Below are 26,024 nucleotides of genomic sequence, written 5' to 3'. Positions count from 1 at the left end.
GCGTCGTTACTGGCCCTCAGCGCTGTTTCAGCCAGTTGCGCATGCGCGAGACCGCGTCCTCGCATTCGGCCAGCGAACCCGCGAAGGAAAGTCGCACCGTGCGGGCGCCACGCGCCTCGTCGAAATCGAGGCCAGGCGTGATCGCGACATGAGCCTGTTCAAGCACGTCGCGGCAGAAGGCCATGGAATCGTTCGAATATCGCCCGATGTCGAGATAGATGTAGAAGGCCCCGTCGACAGGCAGGAAATCGCCGAGGCCGATTTCGGGCAAGGCCTTCAGCAGATAGGCGCGGTTCGCGGCATAGCCGGCCTTGATTGCCTCGCACTCGGCAGTCGCCTCGAAGGCCGCCTCGCCCGCAACCTGGCTGAGATACGGCACCGAGATCGAGAAATTCTGCTGCAGCCGCTCGATCGTGCGCACCATGCGCTGCGGCACCACGAGCCAACCGACGCGCCAACCGGTCATGCAGTAATATTTCGAGAACGAATTGACGATGATCGCGTCCTGATCGGCGCTGAGCGCCGTCGTCGCAGGCGTCTCATAGGTCAACCCGTGATAGATCTCGTCGGAAATGTACCACAGCCCAAGCCGGCGGCATTCGGCGGCAACGGCCGCGATCGCGTCCGGTGCCATCACCACGCCGGTCGGATTCGCCGGGCTCATGGTCAGGACGCCCGCGAGCGGGCGTTCGGCATGAGCCTTCGCAATCAGGTCCGGGGTCAGCGCGTAGCGGGTCTCCGGGCCGACTTCGATCGCGACCGGCTCCAGCCCCAGCGCGGTCAGGATATTGCGATAGGCCGGGTAGCCCGGCGCCGTGATTGCGACGCGCGCACCCGGCTGGAAACAGGCGAGGAATGCGAGAATGAAGCCACCCGACGAACCGGTGGTCACGATGACACGCTCGGCCGGTATGCTGACGCCATAGGCGTCCTGATAGTGGCGCGCGATACGGTCCCGAAGAGAATCGGTACCGAGTGCCTGCGTATAGCCGATGCGACCATGCTCGAGCGCGCGCGCCGCTGCAGCGCGGATGCTGGCCGGTGTCGGCGCCGAGGGCTGCCCGACCTCCATATGCACGACCGAACCACCGGCTCGCTCGATCGCTGCAGCCTGGTTCATCACGTCCATGACAATGAAGGGCGCGACCTCGGCCGCACGGGCGGAGAGCGCGGGCGGCGTCGCAAGGCGGTGAGCATCGGTCGTCATGCAGATCTCGCGTCGGGAACCGGCGGAGCCCCGCCCGCCACTTGAAGCAGTGCCCTAAAGCATCAGGAGGGAGCGTGGGAAGCCGTTTGTGGGCGCAGGAGACGACACCCCCTCCTTCGAGAGGCCAGTCTGCGCGTCAACCTGCCTCCAACCCGGCGACAAAAGGTGGCTGAAGATCGCACTCGTGATGGTGCTGAGCGACCCCACGCGCAGGTCAGGTCATGCTCCCGCCGCAACCGCTGGCAAAGCTGTGAATTGACGCTGCCCACGCGAGAGCGGAGAAGGGGCGCAAGATGACCGGTTCAACGCTCGCCGCGGCCAAAGGCCGGCGAGCCCGAAAGGATGACGACATGGCTCTGTTCCCCCTGCTCCGCCTGGCCTTCGCTGGAATCAGGCGCGCGGGTCTGGTCCTGGGCGGGCTCGGCCTCGCCGTAACGCTGGCTGCCGGTCCGGTTCAGGCGCAGGGACAGCCCCTGTCCCCCGAGCAACGCAAGGCCGTGACCGATCTCATTCGCGAGACGCTGCTGAAGAACCCTGAACTGATCCAGGAAGCGCTCGTCGAGCTCGAGCGGCGCAATCAGGTCGCCCAGGCCGAGGCGCAGCGCAGCGCCGTCGCCAGCGAAAAGGCGAACCTCGTCGATCCCGCGACATCGATCATCGCCGCCAATCCGCAGGGTGACGTCACCCTGATCGAGTTCATGGATTACAATTGTGGCTTCTGCAAAAGGGCGCTCGACGATGTCCGCACGCTCGCCAAGGACGACCCGAAGCTGCGCGTCGTGATCAAGGATTTCCCGATCCTTGGACCCGATTCGGTCGAGGCGAGCCGTGTCGCCATCGCCGTGAAGAACCAGCTCCAGGGCCAGAAGTACTGGGATTTCCACAACAAGCTGATGGCGACCAAGGGCCGGATCAACGGTGCCAAGGCGTTGGAGATCGCCAAGGACGCCGGCGCGGATGTCGAGCGCGCCCGCAAGGACATGGACGCGCCTGCGACGCGCGCCGCGATCGAGTCCACTGTCGCTCTCGGCGATCGGCTCGGCCTGACCGGCACACCGGCCTTCATCATCGGTGACGAAGTTGTCTTCGGCGCCGTTGGCGCTGCAGCGCTGAAGGAGAAGATCGAAGCCGTCCGCAAATGCGGCAAGGCCACCTGCAGCGGCTGATGAAACCGGCCGGCCTGTGGTGGCTCTCATCGCAGGCCGGTGTCACAGGCTTCCCCTGTCCCGCCGTTCCGGTTAAGACGACGCCGACGCCGCAGCTTCGCGGCTTGAGGAATCAACGCGAGCCATGGTCGCCGTCCACGTCCTGAACGGACCCAATCTGAATCTGCTCGGCACCCGCGAGCCCGGAACCTACGGTTCGGTGACGCTCGCCGGCGTCGAGGAACGTCTCAAGGCGAGGGCCGCCGCTGCCGGGGTCGAGCTGACCTTCAGCCAGACCAATTTCGAAGGCGAGCTTGTCACCCGCGTGCAGCAGGCAGGGCTGGCGGGAGCCGGCATCATCATCAATGCCGGCGCCTACACCCACACCTCCGTCGCCCTGCGCGATGCGATCAAGGGCACCGAGGCGCTCGCCATCGAGGTCCATGTCTCAAATGTGCACGCCCGCGAGGAATTCCGGCACCATTCCTACATGGCGCCGGTCTGCGTCGGCGTGATCTGCGGCTTCGGCGTCGCCAGCTATGATCTTGCTTTCGACGCGATCGTGCCGCTTCTCCAGAAGCGCGCGGAAAAGACGGCGGCCTGAACGGGCCGGTTCAATCCAGCAGGGTGGCGCCTCGCGGCTGCCCATCCTCTCAACCAAGACGACGAAGACGGTGAAACCCGCCATGGCGACCAAGAGCCCGATCGATCCCGAACTGGTGCGCGAACTCGCGCAGCTCCTCAACGAGACCGACCTGTCCGAGATCGAGGTCGAGAAGGGTGATCTGCGCGTCCGAGTGGCCCGCACCATCTCTGCAACCGTGCAGGTGCCCGTCGCCTCGCATGCCCCGGCCGCGGTCCATGCACCGGTCGTGACCGCGCCGGTCGAGGCCAAGTCGGCCGCCGCCCACCCCGGTACCGTTCCCTCCCCGATGGTCGGCACCGCCTATCGCCGCCCCTCGCCCGAAGCGAAGCCCTTCGTCGAGATCGGCCAGGAGGTGAAGGCGGGCGAACGCGTCCTTCTCGTCGAGGCGATGAAGACCTTCAACGACATCGTCGCGCCGCGCGCCGGCAAGGTCACGGCGATCATGGTCGAGGACGGGCAGCCGGTCGAGTACGGCGAGCCGCTTCTGGTGATCGAGTGAGTGTGGCAGCGGGCGCGGACGAGCCGAAGATGTTCGACAAGATCCTGATCGCCAACCGCGGAGAGATCGCGCTGCGCGTCCTGCGCGCGGCCAAGGAGCTCGGCATTGCGACCGTCGCGGTCCATTCCACCGCGGATGCCAATGCCATGCATGTGCGCCTCGCCGATGAGAGCGTCTGCATCGGCCCCCCGAGCGCCCGCGAAAGCTATCTCAATATTCCAGCCCTGATCGCGGCCTGTGAGATCACAGGCGCCGATGCGGTCCATCCCGGCTACGGCTTCCTGTCGGAGAACGCCCGCTTCGCCGAGATTCTCGATCGGCACAACATCGCCTTCATCGGCCCCAAGGCCGAGCATATCCGGGTGATGGGCGACAAGATCGAGGCCAAGCGCACGGCCAAGCGCCTCGGCATTCCCTGCGTCCCCGGCTCAGAGGGCGGTGTCAGCGAGGATGCGGAAGCCCTGCGCATCGCGCGTGATATCGGCTTTCCCGTCATCATCAAGGCGGCGGCCGGCGGCGGCGGACGCGGCATGAAGGTGGCGCGCAGCGAGGATGATCTCGTCGTTGCGCTCCAGACCGCACGGACCGAGGCCAAGGCCGCCTTTGGCGATGACGCTGTCTATATCGAGAAATATCTCGAGAAGCCGCGCCACATTGAAATCCAGATCCTTGGCGACGGCCGCGGCCATGCCATCCATCTCGGCGAGCGCGACTGCTCTCTGCAGCGCCGCCACCAGAAGGTCTGGGAAGAAGGGCCCTCGCCTGCGCTCAATGCCGGCGAGCGTGACCGGATCGGCACGATCTGCGCCAAGGCGATGGCCGATCTCGGTTATCTCGGCGCCGGTACGATCGAGTTCCTTTACGAGGACGGCGAGTTCTATTTCATCGAAATGAACACCCGCATCCAGGTCGAGCATCCGGTCACCGAGATGATCACCGGGATCGATCTGGTGAACGAGCAGATCCGTATTGCCGCCGGCGCGCCGCTCTCGCTCAAGCAGAGCGACATCATCATCGAGGGCCACGCCATCGAGTGCCGCGTCAATGCCGAGCATCCCGCGAATTTCCGCCCCTCGCCCGGCAAGATCGCCTCGTTCCATACGCCGGGCGGGCTTGGCGTCCGCGTCGATTCTGCGGCCTACCAGGGATACTCGATCCCGCCGCATTACGATTCTCTGGTCGGCAAGCTGATTGTGCATGGTCGCAACCGGGCGGAATGCCTGATGCGCCTGCGCCGCTCGCTCGACGAGTTCGTCGTCGATGGTGTCGATACGACCCTGCCGCTGTTCCGTACGCTCGTACGTAATCCCGACATCCTGAACGGCGACTACAATATCCACTGGCTCGAGAAGTTCCTGGCCGCGGGCGGCATGGGGCCCGAAGGACAATAACGTCGGTCACGCCCTGTCATGCCCGCCCAATGGCGGGCATCGACACCCCACGATGTCCCGGTCGCAAGCCGCACCATAGTGACGGGGACTGTCGCGACGGGGCCGGCCATGACGAAAGAGCGCAGCTTTCGCGTTTGACTTGGCGCCGCGCTCACGCTCCCATCTGCAGATGAAGGCTCGTTCAGCGCCAGTACGCTCGCCCGTGATCACACCGGAAATCCTGCTGCGCGCTTACGCAGCCGGCATCTTCCCGATGGCGGAGAGCGCCGACGATCCAAACCTGTTCTGGGTCGAGCCTGAGGTCAGAGGCGTGATCCCGCTCGCGAATTTCCATCTGCCTTCACGCCTTGCCCGTACGGTCCGTGCCGATCCTTTCGAGATCCGCGTCGATACTGCTTTCCACCAGGTCATCGCGGCCTGCGCCGAAGCACGTCCGGACCGGCCCGATACCTGGATCAATACGCGGATCAGGGAGCTGTTTGGCGCACTTCACCAGCTCGGGAACGCCCACAGCGTCGAATGCTGGCGCGATGGAAAGCTTGTCGGCGGGCTCTACGGCCTGTCCCTAGGTGCAGCGTTCTTCGGCGAGAGCATGTTTCATCGGGCGACGGACGCCTCGAAGGTCGCGCTTGTCCATCTGGTGGCCCGGCTGAAGCGCGGCGGTTACCGCCTGCTCGATGCCCAGTTCCAGACCACGCACCTGGCCCAGTTCGGCACACAGGAGGTGCCACGCGAGGCCTATCGCATGCTGCTCGAAGCTGCGATCGCACATGACGCTGAATGGTGGAGCTGGCCAAAGGGCCAGGACATCAGTGGTCGCGAGGCCCTGGCTGAGTTCATTTGAGCTCAGCCCCAGCCCCTGCCTCAGTTGTTGCCGGCGGGATCGCGTCCGGGAACAGGATTGGTCGGAAAGAAGCGCTGGCTCGGCGCCTGACGGGGCTCAACCGGCACGCCACGCGGCGGAGCCACATCCATGCGCTGTCCCGGGGGAAGCTGCGTGCCCGGCGGCAACTGGTTGACGTCGCGCGGCGGCGTGCGCGGCCTGCGCTCTTCCGGCGGCGGCGGCGCTTCCGGATCCTTGGGATCGACCACAAGCTCGGTACCGCCCTTGCAGTCTGTCAGCCAGACATCATAGATCGCGTGCTCGACACCATGCAGACCGGGGCTCGCGGCATACATCCAGCCCGTAAAGATGCGCCGGTACTCGTTGGCGAAGGTCACCTCGTCCACCTCGACGAAGGAGGTGGTCTGCGGGTTCTCGGTCGGCGGGCGGGTCCAGCAAACGCGCGGCGTCAGTTGCAGCGCACCGAACTGAACGGTTTCGTCGATCGCCACCTCGAAGGAGATGATCCGGCCTGTGATCTTGTCGAGGCCGGCAAAAACCGCAGTCGGATTGCGGATGCGGTCGGCCTTCGCAGGCTGGGCGGCCATCAGGGCCGCGAGAGCTGGCGCGGCCAGGGCCGCCACCTTCGACAATCTGCTGACGGACCGCATCTTCTGCTACGAATCTCCCCTCCCGCCAGAAGACGGGGGCTGCGGCTTAACACGGCAATCGCAGCGGAAAAAGGGCAGCCGGGCCACAGTGGGACCTGCGGCGGCACCACATCACGGGCTCTTGCGCGCCCGGAAGCGGGCAACCTTGTCGCGGTTGCCGCAGGTGCTCATCGTGCACCAGCGCCGCGTATTGTTCCGCCCTCTGTCGTAGAACGCCATCACGCAGTCGTGGTTGGCGCAGTGCTTGAGCCGTGCCGGCTCGTGGTCGCAGACGAAGCGAGCGAAATCGAGTGCGATTCTCGATGCCGCTCCGAGGCCCCGATTCGCCACGGCCATGAGCGCATAGCCCTCGTCACCCCTGTGCAACTGATAGCGCTCGGTCACCGGCACGAGCAGGCGGTTGATCGCAGCGAGCGACGCTTCCGGCAGCGGCTTGCCCTGCTGCAACAGGTCAAAGGCCGGACGAAGGGTTTCACGCAAGCCCTTGAGCTCAAAACCGGATTCGGGCGTCTCCCCCTCGCCTAGCCCGGCCGCGGCGAGCCACGCAGCCATGGACTGCGGCTCACCGAGCAGATCACGAGGTCCGGTCTCGGTTACCGGCCTGGTGTTGAGCAGATCGAGCCAAGGTCGGCCGCCCATGAAGGGAAAGCCGTCCCGGAAATCATCATTGGTTGGGGTCGCAGGCAAGAGCCGCTCCGGAGGCCATCGGTCAATGTCGTTTGTAACCTCTAATTTATTTGTTGACAGGTTACATGTCAAATGACACCGTTAAATCGCATAATGACAGGTTACATACTCGAATACGATCGTCCATCAGTTCTGCCGCAGTCGCCATGTTTCACATTCTCGGAGCCCCCTCATGTCCACCGCACCGTCCGTTGTGCCCATCCTCGCCCCRTCAGTCGCGGTCCGCTACGGCACTGCCCGCATAGAGGGCCTCGACATCTTCTATCGAGAGGCCGGACCTCGGGACGCTCCCGCCATCCTGCTGTTGCACGGCTTTCCGTCCTCATCGCACATGTTCCGCGACCTGCTGCCGCTGCTGGCCAAGGGCTACCGCGTCGTTGCGCCCGATTATCCCGGCTTCGGTCACAGCTCCGCGCCTGCGCCGAGCGAATTCGCCTACTCCTTCGACAGGCTCGCCGAGGTGATCGACGGCTTCACGGAGCAGGTCGGCCTCACCCGCTATGCGCTCTATATCCAGGACTATGGCGGTCCGATCGGCTTTCGCCTCGCGCTCAAGCATCCGGAGCACATTCGCGCGCTGATCATTCAGAATGCCGTGGCCAATGCAGGCGCCTGGAGCGCGGAGGCCCGCCGGGACATGGAGCCGTTCTGGCGCAATTGGACGCCCGATACCGAAAGGCCCTTCCGCGATCTGCTCAAGGCCGACGGCACGAAGTTCCAGTACACGCATGGCGCGACCAGATTGGAGCGGCTTTCACCGGATGCCTGGCACCATGACCAGGCCGGGCTGGATCGCCCGGGCAATCAGGACATCCAGCTGCAGCTTCTGTATGACTATCAGAGCAATTTTGCCGCTTACCCGGCTTGGCAGGCCTATCTCGCCCGGCATCAGCCCCCCGCGCTGATCGTCTGGGGCAAGAGCGATCCATTCTTCATGCTGACGGGCGTCGACTATCTGAAGGAGCAGTTGCCGACTGCGGAGGTGCATCTGTTCGATGCCGGACATTTTGCGCTGGAGACCCATTCCGGCGAGATCGCGGAACGAATCGACGCCTTCATGAAGCGACTGCCGAAGGGCCGAGTGAGCGCCTGATTGAATCGAAAGGGCCGCCGGCGATTATTCGCCGCGGCCCCTTTTCAAACCGTCCGTTCAGGCGTCAGCGCCCGGGCGTCCAGGCCTCGTAATCGCCGGTTGCTGGTGGCCGCTCGCCTTCGGCCAGGGTCGAGCCCTGAGGACGATAGGCCTGCGCCGTTCCCGTCCAGTTCTGCTGATGCGGCTTCTGCCACTCGCGCGGCTGATAGCTCTCCTCGGAGGGAGCGATATCGACGGTGTGATGCAGCCAGCCATTCCAGCCAGCCGGAATGGTCGAAGCTTCAGCCGGGCCGTTATAGACCACCCAGCGCCGCTGCAGGCCCAGCGCCTTGTCCTTCACCCCACCCTTGGTGCGGTAATAGGTATTGCCGAATTCGTCCTGGCCGACCTTCTCGCCGAAGCGCCAGGTGTGGAAGCGCGTGCCAATGGTCTGGCCGTTCCACCAGGTAAAGATCTGCAGCAACGTTTGCTTCATGGCTCTCGTCCGCCCGGTCCGCGTCGCGCGACTTATGGCGAGAGCATCCGGCCCTGTCCAGCCCGCAGGAGGATTCACGGCAGTTTCGTCGGAAGGGCGCGTCGCCGGAAGGCGCGCCACCATGATTCGGCCACCTTGCGAACACGCTCCAGGCACGGTTCGAAACGCGAAGATTACCTGTCTCCAGGCACTTGGCGCAGGCTCTGCAGATGGCGCTTGCGATGGTCAGGCGGGACGGGCCCATTCACCCATGGTCAACCATGACTGCCGCGAATTTTATGCTTTCCGCCGCCTGCGAGATCGTCCACCCTTCGCCCAGGCGTACCGATTCCGCTCGTGATTCCGGGTGCTTAGCTGGCGGCTTGAAACTTATCCCCAGAACACACAGATACATACAAGATGTCGTGTCCACAGGGTTTGCGGCGCACTAATCCTTGACGGACCACCCCAGTCGGGACTAGTTTTTGTCAGTCGCGTGACGGCTGGCGGAGACGCCTTCGACACCCGCGAGAGAGTTCCCGGACGGGTCGAGGTGATCACCGCGTGGCATGCCATCCCTGGCGGCGGCGAACGGTGGCGTACGGTCTGTCTGGTGGCGTCCGGAGTACCGACGGCGGGAAACACCGCTGCGGAATCCAGGGGCATCAAACCGAGTTGGGCTGACATCAGGAGCCGGTGATCAACCGGCCGCGCGGGGCATTTTCGCCCGCGGCATGCATTGGGGACCAAGATCATGCGCATCGAGCGCCGCTACACCACCACCGGACAGTCGCCCTACGCCGCGATTCCCTTCCGTTCGGCTGTCAGCGAGATCCGCAATCCTGACGGCTCGATCGTCTTCCGTCTCGAAGGCATCGAGGTTCCCGAGGCCTGGTCCCAGGTGGCGAGCGATGTGCTCGCGCAAAAGTACTTCCGCAAGGCGGGCGTGCCGGCAGCGCTGAAGCGTGTCGAGGAGAACGAGGTTCCCTCCTTCCTCTGGCGCTCTGTTCCCGACGAGGCGGCGCTTGCCCAACTCCCGGAGAGCGAGCGCTACGTCTCCGAGATTTCCTCCAAGCAGGTCTTTGACCGCCTCGCCGGCTGCTGGACCTATTGGGGCTGGAAGGGCGGCTATTTCTCCTCGGAAGAAGATGCCGCGGCCTTCCATGACGAGTTGCGCTTCATGCTCGCCACCCAGCGCGTCGCCCCGAACTCGCCGCAATGGTTCAATACCGGCCTGCACTGGGCCTATGGCATTGACGGCCCCGGCCAGGGCCATTTTTACGTCGACTTCAAGACCGGCAAGCTGGTGAAGTCGAAGTCCAGCTACGAGCATCCGCAGCCGCATGCCTGCTTCATCCAGGGCGTGGCCGACGATCTCGTCAACGAAGGCGGTATCATGGACCTCTGGGTCCGCGAGGCGCGCCTGTTCAAATATGGTTCCGGCACCGGCTCGAACTTCTCGATGTTGCGTGGCGAAGGCGAGAAGCTCGCCGGCGGTGGCCGCTCCTCCGGCCTTATGTCCTTCCTCAAGATCGGTGATCGCGCCGCGGGCGCCATCAAATCGGGCGGAACGACGCGCCGCGCCGCCAAGATGGTCGTGGTCGATGTCGATCACCCCGATATCGAGACCTATATCGACTGGAAGGTGCGCGAGGAGCAGAAGGTCGCTGCGCTCGTCACCGGCTCGAAAATCGTCCAGAAGCACATGAAGGCCGTGATGAAGGCCTGCGTGAATTGCGAAGGCGACGGCGATTCCTGCTTCGACCCCGAGAAGAACCCGGCCTTGAAGCGCGAGGTCAAGCTCGCTCGCAAGGCGATGGTGCCGGACAACTATATCAAGCGCGTCATCCAATTCGCCCGCCAGGGCTATACCGACATCCAGTTCGACATCTACGACACCGACTGGGATTCGGAAGCCTATCTCACTGTCTCCGGCCAGAACTCGAACAACTCGGTCTCGCTGACCGACGACTTCCTGCGCGCGGTGGAAGCGGATGCGGACTGGAACCTCACCGCCCGCACCACCGGCAAGGTCCTGAAGACGCTGAAGGCTCGCGATCTCTGGGAGAAGATCGGCTATGCCGCCTGGGCGAGCGCCGATCCCGGCCTGCACTTCAACACCACGATGAACGACTGGCATACCTGCCCGGCCTCGGGACGCATCCGCGCCTCGAACCCGTGCTCGGAATACATGTTCCTCGACGACACCGCCTGCAATCTGGCCTCCGCCAATCTGCTGCAGTTCTACGACCGCGAGACCAAGAGCTTCGACGTCGCCGCCTATGAGCATCTCTGCCGGCTCTGGACCGTCGTGCTCGAGATCTCGGTGACGATGGCGCAGTTCCCGAGCCGCGAGATCGCCGAGCTGTCCTACGAGTTCCGCACGCTCGGCCTCGGCTATGCCAATATCGGCGGCTTGCTGATGACCATGGGCCTTGGCTATGATTCCGAGGAAGGCCGCGCGCTTGCCGGCGCCCTCACCGCGATCATGACCGGCGTCTCCTACGCAACCTCGGCCGAAATGGCGGGCGAGCTTGGCCCCTTCCCCGGATACAAGAAGAACGCCAGCCACATGCTGCGCGTCATTCGCAACCACCGCACCGCCGCGCATGGGCAGGCCTCCGGCTATGAAGGCCTGCAGGTCACGCCGGTGCCGCTCGACCATGGCACGCTCGCCCGCCTCGGCGGTTCCAGCGCCACCATGTCGGAACGCGCCCGCGCCGTCTGGGACGAGGCCCTCTCGCTCGGCAAGATGTACGGCTATCGCAATGCTCAGACGACGGTGATCGCGCCGACCGGCACGATCGGCCTCGTCATGGACTGCGACACCACCGGCATCGAGCCCGATTTCGCGCTGGTGAAGTTCAAGAAGCTTGCCGGCGGCGGCTACTTCAAGATCATCAACCGCGCCGTTCCCGACGCGCTGCGCTCGCTCGGCTATCGCGAGGCCGAGATCGCCGAGATCGAGGCCTATGCCGTCGGCCATGGCTCGCTTGCCCAGGCGCCCGGCATCAATCACGGCTCGCTTCGGGCCAAAGGCTTCCCGCAGGCCAAGATCGACGCCGTCGAGAAGGACCTGAAGGCCGCTTTCGACATCAAGTTCGTCTTCAACAAGTGGACGCTGGGCGAGGACTTCCTCGTCAATGAGCTCAAGGTCCCGGTCGAGAAGCTGAACGATATGTCGTTCGAGCTCCTGCCCTTCCTTGGCTTCTCGAAGGCCGAGATCGAGGCCGCCAATGTCCATGTCTGCGGAGCGATGACGCTGGAAGGCGCGCCGCACCTCAAGCTCGAGCATTACAACGTCTTCGACTGCGCCAATCCGTGCGGGCGCATCGGCAAGCGCTATCTCTCGGTCGAGAGCCACATTCGCATGATGGCGGCGGCGCAGCCCTTCATCTCGGGCGCGATCTCGAAGACCATCAACATGCCGAACGACGCCACCGTCGAGGACTGCAAAAGCGCCTATCTGCTCTCCTGGAAGCTGGCCCTGAAGGCGAACGCCCTCTACCGCGACGGCTCGAAGCTATCGCAGCCGCTGAACTCGGCCCTGATCTCGGACGAGGATGACGACGCCGAGGACGCGGTCGAGTCGCTGCACCAGCAGCCGATGGCGGCGCGCGCCACCCATGTCGCCGAGAAGATCGTCGAGCGCATCGTCGAACGGATCGAACGCAAGCGCGAACGCGAGAAGATGCCGGACCGTCGCACCGGCTATATCCAGAAAGCCGTCGTCGGCGGGCACAAGGTCTACCTGCACACCGGCGAATACTCGGACGGACGCCTCGGCGAGATCTTCATCGACATGCACAAGGAGGGCGCTGCCTTCCGGGCGATGATGAACAACTTTGCGATCGCAGTCTCGCTCGGCCTGCAATACGGCGTGCCGCTGGAAGAATATGTCGAGGCCTTCACCTTCACGCGCTTCGAGCCCTCAGGCTTCGTGCAGGGCAACCAGTCGATCAAGAACGCCACCTCGATCCTCGACTACGTCTTCCGCGAGCTGGCGATCAGCTATCTCTCGCGCAACGACCTCGCCCATGTCGACCCGAGCGAGATCGGCCATGACGTGATCGGCGGCGGCGTCGGCCAGGACAAGGCGCCGGATGCTATCGGTCCGATCACCTCGACCCCGCTGGCCTCGACCGGATTCCGCCGTGGCAAGCCGATCAACCTGCTCGCCATCCAGGGCGGAATCGTCCACGAGGCCGTCGCTCGTAGCAGCAGCAACGTCACCTCCTTCGCAACGGCAGGTGCGACCGCGCTGAAGCCGGACGCCGAAGAAGAGGCCGTGGGCGAAGCCGAACTGGCCAAGCTCGGCTTCGCGGCCCCCGCCGGCCAGCCGACCGCCTCGGAGCGTCGCGCCGAAGCGATCATGAAGGGCTATGTCGGCGACTCCTGCGGCGAGTGCGGCAACTTCACACTGGTCCGCAACGGCACCTGCCTGAAGTGCAACACCTGCGGCTCGACGACCGGGTGCTCCTGATTTGCTCCGACCGGTTGTGTAGGCGCCGCACCCGGACGTTCGCGGCACCGCTGCGGTCGGTCTCCCGAGTGGAGTCATCAAGCCGCTGAACGAACAGAGAGGCCCGGCTTCGGCCGGGCTTTGGATTTTCAGGGACGGACGTGGATCTGTCGCCCGAGAATGTCCTCTCGATAGGACGCGTACTCCACGCTCTTCAGGAGCTTGCCTCGCTTGACCGCGCGCAAAGCGCATGAGCTCGCGGCCTCGCCGCCCCTCCAGCTTCGATGTCTCGGACTTCCATGCCGCCACTCTGCGCCTTACCTGGCCCAGCGGCCTGATCGACAACATGCTCTGGCGCGGCCGTGTGGTGCCCTTCCCACCCGAGTTCCGCGAAGGCCACAAGTCTCTCAGCGACAGGTCAGGAGACTCTTGGATCGCCACGAACATTGGTTCGCATGTGAACTCATCAGTGAGGCGTCATGAAGCAGACATCGTAAACGTCTGCAGAGCTTGAGGAAGGAGCTATGCCTCACTATCTCCTGAGATGGCCTATGCAGCGGAAGCGACGATGCGTGGAGGCTGATCATGACAACCATGGATCTTGGCGCCGGCATGCTGTCCGAGCAGGAGCATGGCAGACAGCTTCGACGTGCCATCGTAGCGAGCACGGTCGGTACCGCGATCGAATGGTATGACTTCTTCCTTTACAGCACGGTGACCGGCCTCGTCTTCGCGCGGCTGTTTTTCCCGCGATCGGAGCCGCTCGTCGGTACGCTCGAGGCATTTGCCGTCTATGCGGTCGGCTTTCTCGCCCGGCCGGTCGGCGCGGCGATCTTCGGCCACTATGGCGACCGGATCGGCCGCAAATCGACGCTCATCGCAACGCTCATGCTAATGGGAATTGCGACCTTTCTGGTCGCGCTCGTTCCGACTTACGACAGCATCGGCATTTGGGGCGCGATCATCCTGACGGCGCTGCGCTTTATCCAGGGCGTCGGCGTGGGCGGTGAATGGGGCGGTTCCGTGCTGCTCTCGATGGAATGGGCGCGGACCTCCAGCCATCGCGGTTTCATCGCATCCTGGCCGCAGTTCGGCGTGCCTTGCGGCCTCTTCCTCGCCAATCTCGCAGTCCTCGTGTTCAGTTGGCTATCCGGCGATCAGTTCCTGACATGGGGCTGGCGCATTCCGTTCCTCCTGAGCCTCCTGCTCGTTGCCGTCGGCCTCTGGATCAGGCTGGGCATCATGGAGACGCCGATCTTCAGCAAGCTCGTTGCTGAAAACAAAGTCGAGCGCGCACCGATGTTGCAGGTCGTGCGGCACCAGCCGAAAGAGATCCTGCTCTGCGCGCTTCTGCGCCAGGCGGAGCAGGCGCCCTTCTACATCTTCACCGCCTTCATCTTCTCCTATGGCGTCGGGACGCTGAAGGTATCGCGCGACTTTCTCCTCATCGCCGTGCTGGCAGCCTCGATGCTGTCCTTCGTTTCGATCCCCCTCTTCGGCCATATCTCTGATCTGATCGGACGCAAGCGCATGTACATGATTGGCGCGGCGACTGTCGGCGTGTTCGGTTTCATCTATTTTGGGCTGCTGAACACGGGCTCTGCGGCGCTGATTTTCATCGCCATCGTGATGTCGCTCGTGCCGCACAACATGATGTATGGACCGCAAGCGGCGCTGATCGCGGAATCCTTTACCGGTCGGCTGCGCTATAGCGGCGCGTCGCTCGGCTATCAGCTCGCCTCCGTGATCGCCGGCGGCCCGGCTCCGCTCATCGCCGCGTGGTTATTCAGCAGGTATGGAACGGCCTACGCGATCGCCTTCTACATTCTCGCCTGCTCGGTGCTCAGTCTGATCGCGACAGCGCTGATGACGGACTATACCGGGAGGGACATTGAGGGCGAATACGAATAGGGCACGGTCCCCCTGGCTGCCGCTGGCGCCGCCGACTCGGCGCGCCACGAGCCGGACGGAGCGCCAGAGGGGTGGGCCAATGAGAAGCTCTCCGGCCCCCAAGCGAGGTCGACAGAACAAGGTTTGGGGACAGGGTGTGTTTCGCCCCGGAGAGTGTCTGTGACCTTGCCCCCAAGCCATTATGCAGCGCTGAGTTCGTTTCCGGCAGTTGTGGAGCCCGTTCGAGCCGGTGAAGCAGAGGGTTCTGGCACTGTGCTTGTTGCATCGCTCGGCGCCAAGCCCCTCAGACGCGAACCTGATCGCCGATCGGCGCCTTCCTGGCAAAGGGAACAAACGCCAGGGCTGCGATCGTGAGGACGGCAACCAGTCCCCAGGCCTCGTTGATCGACAGGACGAGAGCTGCCTTCTCAACCAGTGGCTGAAGCAGCGCCTGGGCCTGAGCGTCGAGCGGCCCGGGCGGGCGCGCTGCCATGAGTTCCAGGGGCACACCGATGAACGTCGCCGTCTCGACCTCGCCTCGTTGCAGCCGTTCCATGATCGCCGTTCCGTGCACAGGCGAGCGGCTGTAGATGACGGTGTCGATCAGGGCGAGACCGATCGCGCCGCCAAGGTTTCGCATCAGGTTGAACAGGCCGCTGGCGTCTGGAACACGCATCGGAGGAAGCTGCCCCAATGCAAGACGCGTCGGTGGCAGAAGGCAAAACATGATTGCCAGGCCACGGACCACCTGCGGCCAGAACATCGCGTCATAGTCGGTCTGCGGGGTCTGAAGTGCACTCAGTCCCAAGCCGAGGGCGAAGAGCGCAAAGCCGATGCCGGTCAACAGGCGGACCTCGACACGACGCTCCAGAGCGACGGCGACCGGCGCGATGGCAAGTTGGGCGACGCCGGTCACCAGCATGATCTGACCGATCTCGAGCGCATTGTGATCGCGCACGAAGGCCAGGAAGACCGGCATCAAATAGACGGATCCAAACAGCCCGATGCCGAGAACAAAGCTGAGGATGCTGCCGATCGTGAAATTTCGGTCCGCAAAGCTTCTCAGATCAACGATCGGATCGTCGGCTTGCAACGTCCGCTTGATGAAGCCGAAACCGCTCGCCAGGCTTAGCGCGATGAGCCCCAGGATCAGACCCGAGATCCAGCCGCGCTGAGGTGCCTCCTTCAGGGCGATCTCGAGCGCTGCCAGCGCGATCGTCATCATCACCAGAGACAGGGCATCGAGCGTGCGCGCTTCGGTGAGACTCGGCTTGTCACGTGGCAGGAGGAAACCAGCAAATCCTGCTGAGAGGATGCCGGGAATGACGTTGATCAGGAACAGCCAATGCCAGGAATAAGTCTGCGTGATCCAACCACCGACGATCGGCCCGACCGTTGGCGCCAGCACGGCAAAGACGCCAGCCAACGTCGTCGCGATGGGCTGCTTGCTCGGCGGGAACAGCAAAAAGACAGCCGAAAAAACCGCGGGAATCAGTGTGCCGCCTGAAAACCCCTGGAGGACGCGCCAGGCGATCAGGGCTGGGAACGACTGGCTCGCCGCACAGCCGATGGAGGCTGCGGTAAAGACGGCGAGCGCCACGACGAACAGCCAGCGCATCGAGAGAACGCGGGTCAGGAAACCCGTCAGCGGAATCGCGATGACCTCGGCGATGAGATAGGCGGTCTGGACCCAACTCATCTGGTCGGGCGGAATGTCCAGTGCGCTCTGGATCGTCGGCAGGGACGTGACGACGACCTGCACGTCGAGGATCGCCATGAACATGCCGATGCACATGGCGGCAAAGCCGATCCATGTCGCCACGGTGACGCGCCTTTCGCCCATCGCATCAGCCAGTGGCGGCATGACGAGCCTCGTCAAGCGCAGCATTCTCCGCGCGGATGCGGATCGCCAGGACGAGACCGTTGGCGATCGAAAAGACAAGCGCAAACCATGGCAGGCCAAGGCACAGCGGCAAGACAGCGATCTCGCCGATGACGACGATGTAGTTCGGGTGCGACACAAAGCGATAAGGGCCCCGTGCCACGAGCGTCTCGCCCGATGTTACGATGATGCGGGTCGTCCAACGACGGCCCAGCGTCACTAGCACCCAAAGGCGCAGCCCCTGAAGCAGGCAGAAAACCGTTAGCCAGCCGAGATGGAGCGCTTGTGCCCAACCGAGCCCCCAGAGCCCGATCAGCCAGGTTGCGTGCAGCAGGACGATCAGCGGGTAGTGGCCCGCAGCCTTCTCCACTGCGCCCTTGGCGAGCAAGGCAGACGTATTTCTGTTCGCGAGCCAGAGTTCTCCGATCCGCTCGGCAGTCACCAGGGCCAGCAACAGGATGGCCGGCGTCATGCCGCTTGCCTCAGGGAGGCGCAACTCACGGTGAAGCCCGGCCCCATTGCCGTCAGCAGGGTGCGCGGGGGCAGGCCTGCCGCGATCGCGCGCTGGAGGACGAAGAGGGCCGTCGGAGCTGACATGTTGCCATAGTCGGACAGGACGGAACGTTCATGGTCGAGCGCTCCTTCCCCGAGCGCCAACGCGGTTTCCAGGGCCTCGATCACCTTCTTCCCGCCGGGATGACAGGCAAACAGATCGATGTCGGACAGCGATAGCCCTTCACGCTCCAGGATCCCCGCAATGGCGGGATTGATCCGCTCCTCCGCGAAGGGCGGGATCGCCCGGTCGAAGATCACGCCAAAGCCCTGGGGATCGATAGTCCATCCCATGATATCCAGCGTGTCGGGCCACATGTGCTGCCCGGTCATCTCGACCGTGGCGATGCCATCCAGCCCTGCCTTCAGGATGCAGGCTGCGGCGCCATCGCCGAACAAGGCGGTCGCAACGATGTTGGCCTTCGTCAGAACATCGAGTCGGAATGCCAGCGTGCAGATCTCGACCGCCACGAGCAGGACTGTCGAACCAGGACGGGACGCGGCCAATCGAGACGCGATCGAGAAGCCCGATACGCCGCCGGCACATCCCAGGCCGAACACCGGCACACGTTCGACGTCGCTTCGGAAACCAAGTCTCTCGGCGACACGGGCATCGAGGCTGGGGGTCGCTATGCCCGTCGATGAGACCGTCACGATCGTGTCGATCTCGGACGCCTGAAGGTTGGCGGCGCCCAGCGCCTTCGTCGTTGCATCCACGAACAGGTTGCAAGCGCCAGCGATGTAGGCGGCACTGCGCTCGGGCCATCCCAATGGCTGCAAATACCACTCGATCGGCCGGACGGCATATCGGCGGCTGATGCCCGAACTTTCGAAGACGCGCGCAAGCTGCTCGAAATCGGGATAGCGGCCGGCAAAGCTCCGATGGGCGGCTGCTGCCACATCGCGCTGGCGAAACTCATGGGGCGGGACAGCCGTCGCGACGGAAACGAGCTTGACCGGGTGAGCCATAGCCACTTCCAGGCATGGCGGGCGGTGCCGCCCGATGCGGGCGGACCTGCAGCGCCATGTCAACTATGCTTCACCGCGCCCTCAAGTTCCAGAGGCAGGCTGCGTGATTACGACGCGGGCGAAAGGGAGACCAGCAACCGACAAACGCTATGTCCGCGACGGTCGCGTCGCACGCCACATTGTTTGCTGACATCCCGTAAGAATGGATGAAATCAAGCAGGCGTCTCCATTACGGCTTCGTCCAGCCTTCCGGCAGGTGTAGTCCGCCGGTCGCTCTGCCTCGCGGAGCACTTCGACGATGGCCTCGTTCTGATTGATCCGCGCAATTTCGGGAAGACGTTCCATCTTGGGTCGCTGCCGCTTCATCACCGCTAATCCCTGCGATGCGCTGACCGGAAATCGCTCATCCGCGACCTGTCCATCGAGGACCGCGGCGTCCAGGGCTCGGGCTGCTCTTCGCATCGGACTAGTAGCCGGGCATTGACGCGGAACGAAACGCCTGATGTAGCAGCGGGCATGGAACAAATGTCATCGAAAAGCTCAGGCTCGACCGACAAGATTACCGAGTGGCGAGGGACGTTCGAAAGTACTGAGGTCAATGCTCTCCATGCCGAATGCTTTGAACATCGGATGTTTGAGGATGATTGGTGGTTACAAGTCAACCGGTACAGTCTTGGCTGGGTCTGTGCCCGTCGATCAGAGAAACTGATCGGGTTCGTGAACATCGCATGGGATGGCGGTGTCCATGCTTTCGTTCTGGACACTATGGTATCGCCAGAACTTCAGCGCCAAGGCATCGCGAAAGCCCTGATTGAGGAAGCGGTCGAGCGTGCGAAACAGACCGGCTGCGAATGGCTCCACGTAGATTTCGACCCGCACCTTAGGGCATTTTACTTCGACGCTTGCGGTTTCAAATCTACAGATGCCGGGCTAATTCCACTGAAATAACCGGGGTTCCGAGGTTCGGTTATGAGATGCGCGCCGTTTCTTTCGAGTGAAGGCGCCAAAATGGACGTAAGTCCAGCGGCAAATGCCGCAAGGGCGGGCACGCGAAATTCGCCCGCGCGCTGTCGCGTACTGGGGTACGGGCCGCCTTCGGGGAGAGGTTCTCCGTCGAGCGCATGGCAGCGGATTATCTCGACATTCACCGCAGCTTGGCCGGCATGCGATCTGGCACGGCTCCTGCCCGCCTGCCGCGGTCGTCTGATGGAGAAGCGCCCAGCGATAACCACCAGGGCCAATACGGTCGTCCATGCCCGCGGGCTCCGACAGGGGCTGGCGACCAATCTCGTGGCCCCCATGTCCTGTCCCGGCGCGGCAACATTCGGTTTGTGACCACGAGTTGAGCCGGCACGGCCCATCCAGGTCTGCCCCACCCACCAAGGAGGGAAAGAGACGTGCCGGGTAGCAAGAGGCGCGAGGAGCAGCGTCCACTGCCTGCAGCCCACCACGTCATCCCCGGCCGAGCGCTGCGAGGGGCATGCGATCCAAGGCTGCAACTCAGAGCCCAAACGCAGCGAGGCACCGGGTCTCCATCGTCTTCAGGCTGATTTCATGGACCGACAGCGCCGGCTGTCGCCCCCCGTGTCCCGCTACCCCCTTCGCTTCGCTCAATCGGCCGGGGATGACGAAGAGCGCTTTCGGCTGCTGCTCTGACAGCTCATCCGCGCACGCACCCGCCAGACGTCCCCCGGTGCGCTGCGTCACCGTCGGACCGCCGCCCAGACCGCCTCGTCCCAGAGCCGGATGCCGCCGGTAAGACCGGCGTCGTTGGAGGCGAGACGGACATTAGCGGGCAGGTCGACATGGAGATTGGCGGCATTGCCGCCACCGATATGGAGCACGTCAAAGTGCAGCAGGCTGTCGACGATGGCGATCATCCTGACGACACGCTTGTTCCATTTCTTCTTGCGCAGGTCGTGACGCGCCGCGTCGCCAACGTAGTCGTTATAGGTCATGTCCTTGCGGATCGGATGCTGGGCGAGCTCCAGATGGGGGGTCAGCGCGCCCTGGCTGAACACCGCGCTGCCGACGCCGGTGCCAAGCGTCAGGACCACTTCGAGGCCCCGTCCGGCGATGATCCCCAGGCCCTGCACCTCGGCATCGTTGAGCAGGCGCGCCGGCTTGCCGAAATGATGGGATATCGCATGTTCCAGCGGGAAATCGCGCCAGGCATCGGCGTCGAAATGGGGCGATGTCACCACATTGCCGTCACGGACGACACCGGGAAAGCCGATCGAGATGCGGTCGAACGGGGCCAGCGGCGCGACCAGATCGGCGATCGCCCGCATCAGGATCTCCGGCCGGCAGGGATGGGGCGTCGGCACGCGCAGACGCTTCACCACCATGTGTCCGGCACCATCGAGCACCGAAGCCTTCAGCCCGGTGCCGCCGATATCGATCGCCAGGGTACGCAGGAGGCCGGCAGCGCGGGAGGCCGAATGGATGCGCTTGCTCTTCATCGCTGCCCCTAGGAATCGGCACCGGCCGCCACGTCGGCGAAGACATGCAGGCTGCCAAGTGGCTGAACATGGGTGGCCGGCAGGGCCGCATCGCCGCCGAGGAAACGCTTGAGGATCGCGTGCTTCTCCTCACCGGCGACCAGGAAAGCCACCTGCCGGCTGCTGTCGAGAGCCGGATAGGTCAGCGTGATGCGCGCCTCCGTCTTGGCGCCGAGCACCGCGGCAACCCAGAGCCGTCGCTCGGTGAGCACATTCGTACCCGGAAATAGCGAAGCAGTGTGACCATCCGGCCCAAGCCCAAGCAGGGTGACATCGAAGAGTGGTCGGGACGGATCGAGCTGCTCGGCGCCGTAGAAGGATTTGAGCGCGCGCTCATAGGCCGCAGCCGCCTCCGTCGGGCCAAGACCGTCGGTCGGCACGGCATGGACATTGGCCGCCGGCACCGGCGCATGGGCGAGCATCGCCTCGCGCGCCATGTGGAAATTGCTCTGGGGATCATCGGGCGGGACGAAACGCTCGTCGCCCCAGAACCAGTGACTGCGCGACCAGGGGAAGGCCTCGCGAGAGGGCCGCTCGGCCAGGAGCTCATAGAGCCGGCGCGGTGTCGATCCGCCGGACAGCGCGACGGCGAAGACGCCGTCCTTGGCCCGCGCGGCCGCGAGCAGCCACTCTGCCGCCCGGCGCGCGAGCGCTTCCGGATCGGCCAGGATCTCGCATTGGGCCGGGGATGGACGGGTCATTACGACACCTTGCCCGCCGGTGCCGCGGCATAGATGTCCATGACCGCGCCGAGCATGGTCAGCGCCTCTGCCTTGCTACGCTGGAACGAGTTGCGGCCGATGATCGAGCCGAAGCCGCCGCCCGCATGGATGGCGCGAATCTCGTCGAGCAGCTTGTCATTGTCGAAGACTGCGGCCCCACCGGAGAAGATGACGATGCGGCGGCCGGCGAAAGCGCAGTCGACCACGTGACGGACCCGTTCAGCCTGGGTTGCGATCGGAATCTGCTTGTCGTCATAGACCTTGCGGGCAGCCTCCTGCTCGACATGGCGCGACGGCAGTTTCACCTTGATGATATGGGCGCCGAGCTGGGCAGCGATCTGGGCGGCATAGCCGATGACGTCGACCGCGGTCTCGCCGTCCTTGCTCAGAGCCGCGCCCCGCGGATACGACCAGACCACAACCGCCAGTCCGTGGCGCTTGGCCTCGGCGGCGCAGAGACGCAACTGTTCGTAGAGCGCCAGTTCATGGATCGAGCCCGGATAGATGGTAAAACCGACGGCGCAGCAGCCGAGCCTGAGGGCGTCGCGCACGCCGCCCGTCAGGGCCTGGTTCGGATCCTTGTCGTCGCGCAGCGAGTCGTTGTCGTTGATCTTGAGGATCAGCGGGATATCGCCGGCGAAATCGCGCGCACCGCCCTCCAGGAAGCCGAGAGGCGCCGCATAGGCATTGCAGCCCGCCGCGATCGCCAGCTCGAAATGGTAACGCGGATCGTAAGCCGGTGGGTTGGCCGCGAAGGAGCGCGCCGGCCCGTGCTCGAAGCCCTGGTCCACCGGCAGGATCACGAGCTTGCCCGTGCCACCCAATCGGCCGTGGTTGAGGAGCCGCGCCAGGTTGGTCAATGTGCCTGGGCTGTCCGCGCCATACCAGCTCAGGATCTCCTTCACCGCCGGTGTCATCGTTATCTCTCCTATCGCGTCGGTCAGGCCGTGGCCTGCCGCAGGACCAGTGTCCGTACAGCTTTGGCGAATCCCTCGTTCTCATTGCTCTCGGTCACCGCGCTGGCTTTCGCCTTTACCGCGGCACTGGCATTGCCCATGGCGACGGAGAAGCCGCTCTTGGCGAACATCAGGACGTCGTTCGGCATGTCGCCGATCGTCGCAATCTGCTCTGGTCTAAGCCCCTGGAGCTTGGCGAGCGTGGTCACCACCGTGCCTTTGTTGGCTTGGGGATGGGTGACGTCGAGATAATAGGGCTGCGAACGGGCTGCACTCGCGGTGGTGCCCAGAAGGGTCTGCGCCAGTTTCTCGCAGGCAACGACTCGCTCGAGATCGTCGGATACGCCCGTGATCTTCACCACATGGGCCAGATGGGCCGCTGTGAAGGACAGTACCATTTCTGGGTCGAATTTCACGGTCCAGGCCTCGCGCGCTACATGGGCCGCCGCCTTGTCGCGCACCAGCCAGGCCTGCTCGGTATAAACCCAGGCATCCAGCCCCTGATCTTGCAGCAGTTTCAGGGTTTTGATCGCGGTCGTCGGATCGAGCCGGTGGCTCTCGATGACCGAAAGGTCGGGATGGACGAACACGCCGCCATTGAACCCCGCGAGTGCCCCGACCAGCGCCAGCGGCTCGATCAGCATGCTCATGCCGCGCGGCGGCCGGCCGCTGGTGACCGCAAATTGGATGCCGGCGCGGCCAAGATCGCGCACCGCCTCCTTCGTCGCTTCGGTCAGCATCTTGTCCGGCGTGACCAGCGTGCCGTCCACATCGGCCAGCAGAAGCTTGATGTCGCGGGGCCGGCTCACCGTTTTGGCCCCGTGGGTCCGTCGACCGGACGCCAGGCCCGGGCGCCGTCGCGCGCGATCAGGTTGTCAGCCGCTTGCGGACCATCGCTGCCGGAAGCGTAGACTTGCATCTCGGATTGACCTGCGGCCCAGTCGTCGAGCACCGGCTGCACGATGCGCCAGGCCTGCTCCACCATGTCGGCGCGCATAAACAGCGTTGCGTCACCGGTCATGACGTCATGGAGCAGCGTTTCGTAGCCGACATTCGGCTCCTTGGGGAACCAGTCGTCATAGCGGAAATCCATGCGCACGGTGGCGAGATCGACCTGCGGCCCGGGACGCTTGACCTCGCATTGCAGGGAAATGCCTTCGTCGGGCGAGATGTTGAGAACCAACCAGTTCGGCTGGAGGCTGTCGACCGGTGTCGCCTGGAACGCCGCATAGGGCGCATGCTTGAAGCAGATGGCGATCTCGGTCTTGCGCGCCGACATGTGCTTCCCGGTCCGGACGAAGAACGGCACGCCGGCCCAACGCCAATTGTCGATCTCCAGCCGCATGGCGACAAAGGTCTCGACGTCGGAATCAGCGGCCACGTCAGGCTCATGGCGATAGGCATTTGCCGGCTTGCCGAGCACCGTGCCCCCGCCATATTGGCCGCGGACGGCGTATTTCGGCACGACCGCCGGCATGGCGGCGAAGAGCTCGGCCTTCTTCGAACGGATCGAGGCGGCATCGAAGCCGACCGGCGGCTCCATGGCCACCATCGACAGAAGGGTGAAGACGTGGTTCGGCACCATGTCACGCAGCGCACCGGTGGCCTCGTAGAACTTGCCCCGCTGCTCCACGCCCACCGTCTCGGCCACTGTGATCTGGACGTGATCGATCCGGTCGCGGTTCCAGACCGGTTCGAACAGCCCATTGGCGAAGCGGAACGCCATGATGCTCTGAACAGGGTCCTTGCCCAGGAAATGGTCGATGCGGAAGATCTGATCCTCGCGCAGCCGGTGCAGGATGCGAACGTCCAGCGCGCGCGCCGAGGGCAGGTCATGGCCGAACGGCTTCTCGATCACGACCCGGCGCCAGAAATGGCGTTGGCCCTTCTGGTCCTCGGGCTCGGCGGTGATCCGGGCCTTGCCGAGTTCATCGACCACAGGTCCGAAGAACCGGTCGGCCAGCGCCAGATAGAAAATGACATTGCCGCGCGTGCCATGGGCCTTCTCGGCCTCCGCCAGCGCGTCGCGTAGCGTCTCATAGACCTCCGGCGTAGTGACATCGCCCTGGACATAGGACATCCCCGCCGCCAGCTGATTCCAGGCCGCCTCGTCGATGCTGTCGACATCGAATTCGGTCGCGGCATTCCCAACGAAGCTCTTCAGCCCATCATAGAGACCCTGGCGCCAGCTTTCAGTGGTGCTCTCCGCGCGGGCGACGCCGATCAGCGCGAAATTCTCTGGCAGGATCTTGGTCCGGGCGAGATTGTAGAGCGCCGGCACCACCAACCGCCGCGTCAGATCCCCGCTCGCGCCGAAGATAACCATGGCGCAGGGATCGGCCGGCTTGGCCTGGCGCCGTGGAGGACAGGTGATCACCTGCGCGCCATGGGCTCTCTCGGCCGGATCGTGCTCGGACATGGCGTCTACTCCGTGGCGGGGCCGGTCGCAGACTTTGGCGCAGGATCGATGGCTTCCTGCCCTTCGACATGGCCACCGAAGCCGAAGCGCATGGCCGAAAGCATCTTCTCACCGAAGCTATGGACCTGGCGCGAACGGAACCGGGCATAGAGCGCGGTGGACAGCACATCGGCTGGAACCGCTTCCTCGATGGCCGCCTCGACCGTCCAACGGCCCTCGCCGGAATCCTGAACATAGCCGGAGAACTGCTCGAGCTGCGGATCCTTGGCGAGCGCCGCCGCGCTGAGATCGAGCAGCCAGGACGCCACCACGCTGCCGCGGCGCCAGACCTCGGCGATATCGGGCATGTTGAGCGTGAAGCGCTCGTCCTCGGGCAGGTCTTTCGAGTTCTTGTTGCGCAGGATGTCGAAGCCCTCAGCATAAGCCTGCATCAGGCCGTATTCGATGCCGTTGTGGATCATCTTGACGAAATGGCCGGCACCGGACGGTCCAGCATGGATATAGCCGCGCTCGGCCCTGGAATCCGTATTGTCACGGCCAGCCGTACGCGGGATGTCGCCGAACCCGGGTGCAAGGGCCGAGAAGATCGGGTCGAGGTAACCGACCGCGTCCTTCGGGCCGCCGATCATCATGCAATAGCCGCGCTCGATGCCCCAGATGCCGCCCGATGTGCCGCAATCAACATAGTGCAACCGCCGCTCCGCCAGCGTCCTGGCCCGACGGATGTCGTCCTTGTAGAAGGAATTGCCACCATCGATGATGATGTCGCCTGCTTCCATCAGAGAGCCGAGGCTTGCGACTGTCTCCTCGGTAATCTCGCCGGCCGGCAGCATCACCCAGACAGCCCGCGGCTTGGCGAGCGCCTTGACCAGCGCCTCGAGCGAACCGGCCGCGGTCGCCCCGTCCTTGGCCAGCGCGTCACGCGGCGCGGCGTTGGCGTCGAACACCACGCAATGGTGGCCCGCCTTCATCAGACGCCGGACGATATTGCCGCCCATGCGGCCGAGCCCGATCACACCGATCTGCATTTGACCAACTCCTGAACCAGATGCCGC

22 protein-coding genes are annotated in these 26,024 nt (G+C 64.2%); 9 read left to right on the top strand and 13 right to left on the bottom strand.

Annotated features, from left to right (window positions below; genetic code table 11):
• Nucleotides 1–16: 16 nt before the first annotated feature.
• The gene (locus AB4099_RS17895) at nucleotides 17–1,207 is read right to left on the bottom strand and encodes a pyridoxal phosphate-dependent aminotransferase (protein ID WP_441479025.1); all 1,191 of its coding nucleotides are present in this window, start codon (nucleotides 1,205–1,207) and stop codon (nucleotides 17–19) included.
• 350 nt (nucleotides 1,208–1,557) lie between these two features.
• On the opposite strand from AB4099_RS17895, the gene AB4099_RS17890 reads away from it, so the two are divergent.
• From AB4099_RS17890 to aat, 5 genes are all read left to right on the top strand, one after another.
• Entirely contained in the window at nucleotides 1,558–2,373 is an 816-nt protein-coding gene (locus tag AB4099_RS17890) for a DsbA family protein (RefSeq protein WP_441479024.1), read from the top strand.
• 124 nt (nucleotides 2,374–2,497) lie between these two features.
• Nucleotides 2,498–2,956: a type II 3-dehydroquinate dehydratase gene (aroQ, locus tag AB4099_RS17885; protein WP_113512750.1), complete on the top strand. Its 459-nt coding sequence runs from the start codon at nucleotides 2,498–2,500 to the stop codon at nucleotides 2,954–2,956.
• An 82-nt stretch (nucleotides 2,957–3,038) separates the two neighbouring features.
• Nucleotides 3,039–3,497 carry an acetyl-CoA carboxylase biotin carboxyl carrier protein gene (gene accB, locus AB4099_RS17880; RefSeq protein ID WP_113512752.1) on the top strand — a complete coding sequence of 153 codons (459 nt, stop codon included), beginning with the start codon at nucleotides 3,039–3,041 and terminating at the stop codon, nucleotides 3,495–3,497.
• A 29-nt stretch (nucleotides 3,498–3,526) separates the two neighbouring features.
• Nucleotides 3,527–4,888 (top strand): acetyl-CoA carboxylase biotin carboxylase subunit, encoded by a 1,362-nt coding sequence (gene accC / locus AB4099_RS17875; protein ID WP_113512813.1) that lies wholly within the window; start codon nucleotides 3,527–3,529, stop codon nucleotides 4,886–4,888.
• A 169-nt stretch (nucleotides 4,889–5,057) separates the two neighbouring features.
• Nucleotides 5,058–5,732, top strand: coding sequence for a leucyl/phenylalanyl-tRNA--protein transferase (aat, locus tag AB4099_RS17870; RefSeq protein ID WP_441479023.1), 675 nt, complete (start codon nucleotides 5,058–5,060; stop codon nucleotides 5,730–5,732).
• Nucleotides 5,733–5,752: 20 nt separating this feature from the next.
• On the opposite strand, the gene AB4099_RS17865 is transcribed toward aat, so the two are convergent.
• Both AB4099_RS17865 and AB4099_RS17860 read right to left on the bottom strand, forming a co-directional pair.
• On the bottom strand, nucleotides 5,753–6,319 hold the full coding sequence (locus tag AB4099_RS17865) for a DUF2155 domain-containing protein (RefSeq protein WP_441479212.1): 567 nt from the start codon (nucleotides 6,317–6,319) through the stop codon (nucleotides 5,753–5,755).
• A gap of 174 nt (nucleotides 6,320–6,493) precedes the next feature.
• Entirely contained in the window at nucleotides 6,494–7,069 is a 576-nt protein-coding gene (locus tag AB4099_RS17860) for a CGNR zinc finger domain-containing protein (RefSeq protein ID WP_441479022.1), read from the bottom strand.
• A 172-nt stretch (nucleotides 7,070–7,241) separates the two neighbouring features.
• On the opposite strand from AB4099_RS17860, the gene AB4099_RS17855 reads away from it, so the two are divergent.
• Entirely contained in the window at nucleotides 7,242–8,162 is a 921-nt protein-coding gene (locus AB4099_RS17855) for an alpha/beta fold hydrolase (RefSeq protein ID WP_441479021.1), read from the top strand.
• A gap of 64 nt (nucleotides 8,163–8,226) precedes the next feature.
• Here the strand turns inward: AB4099_RS17855 and AB4099_RS17850 are convergent, their stop codons facing one another.
• Nucleotides 8,227–8,637 (bottom strand): NADH:ubiquinone oxidoreductase subunit NDUFA12, encoded by a 411-nt coding sequence (locus AB4099_RS17850; protein ID WP_113512760.1) that lies wholly within the window; start codon nucleotides 8,635–8,637, stop codon nucleotides 8,227–8,229.
• A 733-nt stretch (nucleotides 8,638–9,370) separates the two neighbouring features.
• On the opposite strand from AB4099_RS17850, the gene AB4099_RS17845 reads away from it, so the two are divergent.
• A complete protein-coding gene (locus tag AB4099_RS17845; RefSeq protein ID WP_113512762.1) occupies nucleotides 9,371–13,099 on the top strand; it encodes a vitamin B12-dependent ribonucleotide reductase in 3,729 nt (1,242 codons plus the stop codon).
• Nucleotides 13,100–13,663: 564 nt separating this feature from the next.
• The gene (locus AB4099_RS17840) at nucleotides 13,664–14,989 is read left to right on the top strand and encodes an MFS transporter (protein WP_441479020.1); all 1,326 of its coding nucleotides are present in this window, start codon (nucleotides 13,664–13,666) and stop codon (nucleotides 14,987–14,989) included.
• A gap of 283 nt (nucleotides 14,990–15,272) precedes the next feature.
• Here the strand turns inward: AB4099_RS17840 and AB4099_RS17835 are convergent, their stop codons facing one another.
• From AB4099_RS17835 to AB4099_RS17825, 3 genes are read right to left on the bottom strand one after another with little or no spacing between them, the layout of a single operon-like run.
• The gene (locus tag AB4099_RS17835) at nucleotides 15,273–16,832 is read right to left on the bottom strand and encodes a DHA2 family efflux MFS transporter permease subunit (RefSeq protein ID WP_441479019.1); all 1,560 of its coding nucleotides are present in this window, start codon (nucleotides 16,830–16,832) and stop codon (nucleotides 15,273–15,275) included.
• Entirely contained in the window at nucleotides 16,816–17,322 is a 507-nt protein-coding gene (locus AB4099_RS17830; RefSeq protein ID WP_441479018.1) for an isoprenylcysteine carboxyl methyltransferase family protein, read from the bottom strand. The genes AB4099_RS17835 and AB4099_RS17830 overlap by 17 nt, the downstream gene beginning before the upstream one ends.
• Nucleotides 17,319–18,371 carry a type III polyketide synthase gene (locus tag AB4099_RS17825; protein ID WP_441479017.1) on the bottom strand — a complete coding sequence of 351 codons (1,053 nt, stop codon included), beginning with the start codon at nucleotides 18,369–18,371 and terminating at the stop codon, nucleotides 17,319–17,321. The genes AB4099_RS17830 and AB4099_RS17825 overlap by 4 nt, the downstream gene beginning before the upstream one ends.
• A gap of 516 nt (nucleotides 18,372–18,887) precedes the next feature.
• On the opposite strand from AB4099_RS17825, the gene AB4099_RS17820 reads away from it, so the two are divergent.
• Nucleotides 18,888–19,319, top strand: coding sequence for a GNAT family N-acetyltransferase (locus AB4099_RS17820; protein WP_441479016.1), 432 nt, complete (start codon nucleotides 18,888–18,890; stop codon nucleotides 19,317–19,319).
• Nucleotides 19,320–20,074: 755 nt separating this feature from the next.
• On the opposite strand, the gene AB4099_RS17815 is transcribed toward AB4099_RS17820, so the two are convergent.
• Genes AB4099_RS17815 through gnd form a run of 6 tightly spaced genes read right to left on the bottom strand, consistent with a single transcriptional unit; the run spans nucleotide 20,075 to nucleotide 25,997 of the window.
• Entirely contained in the window at nucleotides 20,075–20,833 is a 759-nt protein-coding gene (locus AB4099_RS17815; RefSeq protein ID WP_441479015.1) for an ROK family protein, read from the bottom strand.
• Between the two features lie 8 nt (nucleotides 20,834–20,841).
• The gene (gene pgl / locus AB4099_RS17810; RefSeq protein ID WP_441479014.1) at nucleotides 20,842–21,573 is read right to left on the bottom strand and encodes a 6-phosphogluconolactonase; all 732 of its coding nucleotides are present in this window, start codon (nucleotides 21,571–21,573) and stop codon (nucleotides 20,842–20,844) included.
• Complete coding sequence (locus tag AB4099_RS17805) at nucleotides 21,573–22,511, bottom strand: class I fructose-bisphosphate aldolase (RefSeq protein WP_441479013.1); 939 nt, start codon at nucleotides 22,509–22,511, stop codon at nucleotides 21,573–21,575. Before AB4099_RS17805 ends, pgl begins: the two co-directional genes overlap by 1 nt.
• Before the next feature lie 23 nt (nucleotides 22,512–22,534).
• Nucleotides 22,535–23,359: a Cof-type HAD-IIB family hydrolase gene (locus AB4099_RS17800; protein ID WP_441479012.1), complete on the bottom strand. Its 825-nt coding sequence runs from the start codon at nucleotides 23,357–23,359 to the stop codon at nucleotides 22,535–22,537.
• Nucleotides 23,356–24,969, bottom strand: a complete 1,614-nt coding sequence (gene zwf, locus AB4099_RS17795) for a glucose-6-phosphate dehydrogenase (protein ID WP_441479011.1) — start codon at nucleotides 24,967–24,969, stop codon at nucleotides 23,356–23,358. Before zwf ends, AB4099_RS17800 begins: the two co-directional genes overlap by 4 nt.
• 5 nt (nucleotides 24,970–24,974) lie before the next feature.
• A complete protein-coding gene (gene gnd, locus AB4099_RS17790) occupies nucleotides 24,975–25,997 on the bottom strand; it encodes a phosphogluconate dehydrogenase (NAD(+)-dependent, decarboxylating) (RefSeq protein WP_441479010.1) in 1,023 nt (340 codons plus the stop codon).
• Between the last annotated feature and the right edge of the window lie 27 nt (nucleotides 25,998–26,024).

Source organism: Allobosea sp. 2KB_26, from assembly GCF_052115715.1.
Lineage (GTDB): Bacteria > Pseudomonadota > Alphaproteobacteria > Rhizobiales > Beijerinckiaceae > Allobosea.
The sequence above is the reverse complement of the archived record's forward strand: the minus strand, read 5'-3'. Positions and strand labels throughout refer to the sequence as shown.